This window comes from Pseudonocardia sp., from assembly GCF_050246655.1.
GTDB lineage: Bacteria > Actinomycetota > Actinomycetes > Mycobacteriales > Pseudonocardiaceae > Pseudonocardia.
The window spans coordinates 1-7,584 of record NZ_JBFWVQ010000177.1 but is presented as its reverse complement, the minus strand read 5'-3'; the positions used below and the strand labels follow the sequence as shown (position 1 = coordinate 7,584).

Annotated in this window: 4 protein-coding genes; 1 reads left to right on the top strand and 3 read right to left on the bottom strand. The window is 73.7% G+C overall.

Going from position 1 to position 7,584, the window contains the following annotated elements:
* The 3 genes from AB7J25_RS29180 to AB7J25_RS29170 form a co-directional block, all read right to left on the bottom strand.
* Positions 1-3,202, bottom strand: a 3,202-nt coding sequence (locus AB7J25_RS29180) for an amino acid adenylation domain-containing protein (protein WP_428514340.1), incomplete at its 3' end; no start/stop codon positions are given.
* Between the two features lie 43 nt (positions 3,203-3,245).
* Entirely contained in the window at positions 3,246-5,045 is a 1,800-nt protein-coding gene (locus AB7J25_RS29175) for an ABC transporter ATP-binding protein (protein ID WP_428514338.1), read from the bottom strand.
* Positions 5,042-6,754 carry an ABC transporter ATP-binding protein gene (locus AB7J25_RS29170; RefSeq protein WP_428514336.1) on the bottom strand — a complete coding sequence of 571 codons (1,713 nt, stop codon included), beginning with the start codon at positions 6,752-6,754 and terminating at the stop codon, positions 5,042-5,044. Before AB7J25_RS29170 ends, AB7J25_RS29175 begins: the two co-directional genes overlap by 4 nt.
* A gap of 358 nt (positions 6,755-7,112) precedes the next feature.
* Between AB7J25_RS29170 and AB7J25_RS29165 the strand changes: the two genes are divergently transcribed.
* On the top strand, positions 7,113-7,584 hold a 472-nt coding region (locus AB7J25_RS29165; RefSeq protein ID WP_428514334.1), incomplete at its 3' end, for an ABC transporter substrate-binding protein.

Here is a 7,584-nt window from a genome sequence, read left to right as displayed (position 1 = left end):
CGAGGACCGCGGCGGGCCAGCTGAACCGCGCGGACAGCACCGGGCCGTCGACGGTGTCGACGGTGACGGCGTTGACCTCCAGCGCGCGCGGCAGCGGCATCCGCGGGTCGCGGTCCTCGCCGACCACTGCCCCGTCTGCCCCGTCGGCCCCGCCCACGTGCACCGTCGACCAGTCCGCCCCGGACCCGACGGGGAACCGGCCGAGGTAGTTGAACAGCAGCGCCGGGGCAACCGCGAGATCCGCGTGCCCGCCCCGGTACCGCAGCGCGCCGTAGCCCAGCCCGTGGCGCGGCACCGCGCGCAGCTGCTCCTTGACGGCCTTCACCGCCGCGGCCAGCCGCGGGCCGCCGGTGGGGACCGCCTCGCCCGGCTGCAGGCCGGTGTCGAGGACGACGGGGTAGAGCGTGGTGAACCAGCCGACCGTGCGGGACAGGTCGAGCGCCTGGCCGCCCGCCGGGTCGACGAGCAGCATCTCGGCCTCCCGGCCGTGCCCCTCCATCTCCACCAGGAGGCGGGAGCCGGCCTGTTCGCCGCGCCACCGCGCCACCGCCAGGGCCAGCGCCGCCACCAGCGCGTCGTTCACGCCGCCGTGGATCGCGGCGGGCACGCGGCCCAGCAGCGGCTCGGTGAGCACGCCCGGCAGCGTGACCGTGAGTGACCGCTCGGTCGCGACCGTGTCGACGGCCGGGTCCAGCGGACGGCGCCCGAGCACCGGGGTCGCCACGGCCGCCTGCTCGCGCCAGTACGCGAGATCGGCGTCGAAGACCCCCGCCGCGGTGGCGTCGGCCAGCGCCGATGCCCATTCGCGGAACGAGGTCGGCGTCGGCTCCGGGGCGCCGCCGTCCCACAGCCGCTGCAGGTCCTCGGCCAGGATCCGCAGCGACACCCCGTCCACCACGACGTGATGGACGACCGCGAGAACCCTGCCCTGCCGCTCGCGGCCGCGGTCCAGCCAGACGAACTCGGCCATCCGCCCGGCGGCGGCGTCCAGCCGCGCGGCGGCGGCCGCGGTCTCGCGGCGCATCCGCTCGTCGAGATCCTCGTCCGCGCCGCACCGGACGTGCGTGACGGCGGGGGCCGGAACCTGCGCGGACACGGTGACCGCCGCTCGTCCGTCCGGGCCGGTACGGACCACCGCGCGCAGCATCTCGTGGTGGCCCAGCAGGGCCGCGGCCATCCCGGTGAGGCGGTCGAGGGTGAGCGTGGCGGGGGCGTGCAGGGCGATGGACTGGTAGAAGCCCGCGGACGGGCCCGTCTCGAACAGCCACTCGACGACCGGCGTGGCCGGCAGGTCCCCGAACGGCTCGACGCTCACGACGCGGGGCGCGGCCCCGGCCGCCCGCGCGGCCACCGCCAGCGCCGCGGGCGTGCGTAACTCGAAGACCTCCCGCGGCCGCACGGCGAGCCCGGCCCGGCGCGCCCTGCTGACCACCCCGATCGCGACGATGCTGTCCCCGCCCAGGGTGAAGAAGTCCTCGTCGGGGCCCACCTCGGCGAGCCCGAGCACCTCGGCGAAGATCGCGCACAGCGTGCGCTCCCGCGGAGTGCGCGCGGCGCGCCCACCGGTGGTGCCGTCCGGGCGTCGCGGTTCGGGCAGCGCCCGGCGGTCCACCTTGCCGTTCGGCGTCAGCGGGAACTCGTCCAGCACCGTGAACGTCGTGGGCACCATGTACTCGGGCAGGCGGTCGGCACACCACCGGCGCAGCTGGTCCTCGGTCGGCGCCTCGGTGCCCTGGCCCGCCGCGAGGGCGTAGCCGGCCAGGTACTTCGTGCCCGCGGCGATCTCGCGCGCCGTCACCACCGCCTGCCGGACCCCCGGGTGGGCGGCCAGCGCCGCCTCGACCTCCTCGAGCTCCAGGCGCATCCCGCGGATCTTCACCTGGTTGTCCGCCCGGCCGAGGAACTCCAGCGACCCGTCCTCGTGCCAGCGCGCGAGGTCGCCCGTGCGGTAGAGGCGGGAGCCGCCGTCGGGGTCGAACGGGTTCGCGACGAAGCGGGCGGCCGTCATGGCGGGCGCGTTGACGTAGCCGCGCCCGAGCAGGAACCCGGCCGCGTACAGCTCCCCGCCGACGCCGACCGGGACCGGCCGCAACTGCTCGTCGAGCACGTAGAGCTGGGTGCTGGGGTTGGGCCGCCCGATCGAGGTGGCGATCCGCTCGGCGTCGTCGCGGTAGATCACGTGCGAGACCCCGATGGTGGCCTCGGCCGGGCCGTACCCGTGGTAGAGCGTGGTCGTGAGCTGCGCACGGAACCGCTCGAACAGCTCCGGCGTCAGCACCTCACCGCCGCACCAGACGTGCTTGAGCCCCTGCAGCTTCGCGGTGCCGCGCGCCATCTCCAGCAGCACGTCGAGCATCGAGGAGACGAGGTAGACGAACGTGACGCCCTCGGTGGCGATGAGGTCGAGCAGGTATTGGGGGTCCCGGTCCCCGCCGGGTTCGGCGACGACCACGTAGCCGCCGGACACCAGCGGCAGCAGGATCTCGTTGACCGAGATGTCGAACGACAGCGGCGCCTTGAACAGCGCCGAGTCCCCCGGCCCGAAACGCAGGATCCGCTCGACCTGCCACAGCAGCCGGTTGCAGATCGCCTCGTGGCGGATCATCGCGCCCTTGGGCCGGCCCGTCGAGCCCGATGTGAACATCACGTAGGCCAGCCGCTGGGGCTCGATGGTCACCGCGGGCGCCGTGGTGGGCAGGTGCGCGAACGACCAGTCCGCGAGATCGACGACAACGCCCGGCACGGGCGGTGCCGGGGACACGGTGCCGGTCGTGCCGGTCACGGCCAGCACGGCGCCCGCGTCGTCGAGCACCTGGCGGCGGCGCTGCTCGGGCCACTCGGGGTCGACGGGCACGAACGCCCCGCCCGCGACCATGATCGCGAGCACCGCGACCACCATCTCCGCCGACCGGGGCAGGTGCACCGCGACGACCTGCTCCGCGGTGAGCCCCCGCTCGAGCAGGTGGTGGGCGAGCTGGTGCACCCGCGCGGCCAGCTCGACGTAGGTGAGCTGCACGGGGCGCCCGTCCGCCGCGCTCCCGCCACCGGCGACCAGGGCCAGCCCGTCGGGGTACGCCTGAACCGCGCGGGCGAAGAGCTCCGCGACGGTGGTGGTGTCCGACGGCAGCGTCGAGTCGTTCCACCCGGCGAGCACCTCGAGACGTGCTGCCAGGGTGTCTGCCGTGTCCCGGTCGATGGACATACCTCTCCCACGGGTTGTTGCGACGAGGCGTTTTCGGAGGCTGCTAGTGCTCGGGGTGGGCGCCTGCGGTGGCGCGCGAGCGCCACGCGCCCCACAGCTGGGCGTAGCGCCCACCCGCGGCGAGGAGATCGGGATGGGCTCCGCACTCGACGACGCGCCCGTGCTCCAGCACGACGACGCGGTCCGCGGTCGCGGCCTGGGTGAGCCGGTGGGCGACGATCAACGTCGTGCGGCCGGCCGTGGCGGCGGCCGCCGCCTCCTCCAGCCCGCGCGCGCCGAGGCTGCCCGCCTCCGCGGTCGCCTCGTCGAGAATCGCCACCGCCGGATCGGCCACCACCAGCCGGGCCAGCGCGAGCTGCTGCGCCTGGGCGGCGGTGAGGTCCCGCCCGCCCTCCCCGACCAGCGTCTCGATGCCCTCTGGCAGCACCGCCACCCAGTCCCACGCGCCGACCCGCTCCAGGGCGGCGCGCACCTGCTCGACCGTCGCGTCCGGACGGCCCAGCCGGACGTCCTCGACCAGGGGTCCGGCGAAGACGTGCACCTCCTGGCTGATGATCGCCACCTGGCGGCGCACCTGGTCGGCGCCGAGCTCGCGCAACGGCACCCCGCCGAGGCGGACCGAGCCCCCGGACGGGACGAGCAGCCCCGCGGCGACGGCCGCCAGGGTGGTCTTGCCCGCACCCGTCGAGCCCACGAGGGCGACCCGTTCCCCGGGCCCGATGCGCAGGGACACACCGTGCAGGACGGGCACGCCGGGCTCGTAGCCGAACTCGATGCCGGCGAGCTCCAGGGCGGAGTCGGCGGGACGGCGCGTCGGATCGGCGGTCGACCGCTCCTGCGGGATGCCCACGACGCCGACCAGCCGCGCCAGGCTCGCGCCCGCCGACTGCACCTCGTCGAAGCTGTGCAGCACGGTGCCGACCGGGTCGAACAGGCGGTGGAACAGCAGCGCGGCCGCGGTGGCCGCACCGACGGTGACCATCTGCTCGCGGACCAGCACGAAGCCGACGATCAGCACCACCGACAGCCCGACGAACTCGGCCCGGTTGGTGCGCCCGACGAAGCGGGTGAACAGCGTGACGATCGCGATCGACAGATCCCGGGCCCGGACGGCCGCGGCGTCGATCTCGATGAGGTGCGCGCGCTCCAGGCGGTAGGCGTGCACGGTCCGCGCGCCGACCATGCTCTCCATGAGCGCCTGCGACCGGGCCGCGACGGCCTTGCGCTCGTCGGCGTACATCGGGGCCGAGCGCGGCAGGTACCAGCACAGGCCGAGCACGTACAGCGGGACGGCGGCGAGCCCGGCGAGCCCGAGCCGCCAGTCCAGGCCCGCCATCGCGACGATCCCGAGGATCCCCACGAGCAGTGAGGAGATGACCTTGGGCAGGACGTCGGTGACCGCCCGGCCGATGGCGTTGACGTCGTCGCCGATGCGCGAGAGCAGGTCGCCCTTGCCCGCCTTCTCGATCACGGCGTTGGGCAGCGTCATCGCCCGCTGCATCACCCGCTCACGCAGCGTGGCGAGGATCCGCTCGCCGAGACTGCTGGTCAGGTAGGTCGCCACGCCGGAGCTGACGCCGCCGACGATCGCCGCGACGACCAGGACGCCCGCGATGACGGCGATCGAGGACGCGGGCTCCTGGGCGCTGACCCGGTCCACGAGCTCGCCGAAGATGTAGGGTGGCAGCACCGTCATCGCCGCCGCGAGCAGGCCGATCGCGAGCGTGCCCACCGTGAGCACGCGGTGGTGGCGCAGCTGGCCGAACAGCCACGCCCACGACGCCCGCGGGCCCGCGATCGGGAGCAGCGTGCCGCTCCCCGTTGCCTGAGCCGGGCTCGTCACCGCAGCACCGCCTTCCGGTAGGCGCCGTCGCGCTCGGCCAGTTCGTCGTGGGTGCCGCTGGCGCGGACCCGGCCGTTCTCGATCACCACGACGCGGTCCGCCGTGGCGAGCAGGATCGGGCTGCAGGTCACCAGGACGGTGCTGCAGGTCTGTTCCGGCCCGTGGCGCAAGGCCGCCAGGCCGCGGGCGACCGCATGCTCGGTCACCGGGTCCACCGCGGTCGTGGGGTCGTGCAGCACCAGCACGGACGGCCGGGCGTACAGCGCCCGCGCCAACGCCAGCCGTTGCCGCTGCCCGCCGGACAGGCTCGCGCCCCGCTCGGTGACGGGGGTGTCCAACCCGCCGGTGTGCGCGTTCACCACGTCCTGCGCGGCCGAGGCGGACAGCACGCGGTCCAGGAAGACGGCGTCGGTGCCCGCGCCGTCGCCGACCACGATGTTCGAGCCCACGGTGCCCGTGAAGATGTCGGTGTGGTGCGGCTCGACCAGCACCGCGGCCCGCGCCGCACCGGGCTCGACGGAGGCCAGGTCGACGCCGCCGACCGCGATCGTCCCGAGGTGGTCCTCGGGAGCGATCTGCCCCGACAGCGCTGTGACCAGCGCCTCGGCGTCGGCGGCCTGCGGCGCGACGACGCCGACGAGCTCGCCGGGCCGCACCGAGAGATCGAGCCCGTCGAGGCTCCCGTGGCGCAGCCCCACGATGTCCAGGCCGTGCGGCGGCGCGCCGAGCGCGCTCTGCCCCTCCGCCACCATCGGCGGCGCGGACAGCACCCGCGCCACCCGGTTGGCAGACGCCCGGGCCTCGGCGATCCAGCTGGGCACCACGGTCAGCTGAGCCAGCGGCTCGACGAGGAACTGCGCCAGGCCGATCACCGTGACGAACTGGCCGATGCTGATCACGCCGTCCAGCGCGAACCAGCCGGCCGCGATGGCGATCCCGGCCGCGAGCAGGTTGCTGAGCGTCGCCGAGACCCCCTCGAAGCCACGCTGCGTGAGCGCCGCGCGCAGGGTCGCCCGCAACGAGCGGCGGCTGACCTCGCGGTAGCGCTGCGCGGCCGCGTCCTGCGCCCCGATCCCACGCAGCGGGCGCAGGCCGGCGACGAGGTCCGTGGCCACCGCGGCGGCCCGCCCCGCGGTCTCCTGCTGGTGCTCGATCCGCCGCGCGATGAGCGGCGCGCTGAAGTGCAGCACCAGCAGCACCAGCGGCGTCCCCAGCACGACCGCGAGCCCGAGCGGGACGTTGACCGTCAGCAGGATGACCGCGCACACCGTGGTGGCCGTCAGGGAGGCCACGATGCGGGGGATGTAGTCGAGCATGTAGGACGTGTTGTCGGCGTCGCTGCTGGAGATCGACAGCAGCTCGCCGCTGCGCAGGTCCGTGCGGATGCCCCGGGGCTGGAGGATCTTCCCCGCAACCTCGACGCGCAGCGTGCAGCCCTCGCCCGCCTCGGCGTAGGTGAGCAGCCGGGCGCCGAAGCGCCACATGAGCGACAGCACCAGGAACAGGACCGCGAGCACCCCGATCCACAGGACCAGCTCGCGGACGTCACCCGTCGCCACCGCACGGTCGATGATCACACCAATGACCACCGGGACCAACGCCTCGCAGATCTGGTGACCGCCGTACATCGCGGATCCCGTGGTGAGCCAGCGCCGGTTGCGGACGATTCCGTCGATCAGAACCTTCGAACCGGTCGTCTCAGTCGCCATCTACGCGACGCGTCCGGCCGCGACCCGGGCCGGGGAAAGGGGGCTACGCGGAAGGCCCGTTCCGGTGGATCGGACCCCGTCGTTCCCGGGTCGATCCCCGAAGGTGTGCGCCACCGTTCCTATGGACATTTCCACCCTTCCGCTGAGTTAGGGTAACCTACCTCGCCCCACGCCGACAGTGAACGCCGGCGACGAACATCATCTCCGGCGGCCCGCCGGGCGGCACCGTCGCCGCCACTCGGCCGCTCGCCACTCCCCCGAAGGACTGAACGGGCGAGTGAACCGGGCACCTACAGCAGTGTCTACCCTGCCAACCGGAGGCAATGCTAGCCTCAGCTAACTTCTCGAAGGGGTGTTGATGCAACTGAGCCACAGAGGTCTCCCGGACGGGGACCACGCGAACTCCCGCACCGGCGGTTTCCGTTTGGGCGTCGTCGTCGCCGCTTTTCTGGCCGCCCTCGCGATGGTGGCCGGCTGCGGCTCGACACCGGCCGCCGCTCCCACGGACGAGCCCGTCACCGTAACGCACAAGTTCGGTGAGACGAAGATTCCCGCCAATCCCAAGAATGTCGTCACCGTCGGCTGGAACGATCAGGACTTCGTGCTCGCACTGGACGTCGTTCCGGTCGCGACCCGCGAATGGTTCGACAACTACAACAACTTCCCGTGGGTCAAGGAGGCGACCGGCGGAAAGGGCGTCACCACCCTCGGCGGGGACGGGATCGACTACGAGTCGATCGCCGCGGCGAAGCCGGACCTCATCTTCGCGATCTACGAGACGATCGACAAGCCGACCTACGACCGGCTGTCCCAGATCGCGCCCACGGTGA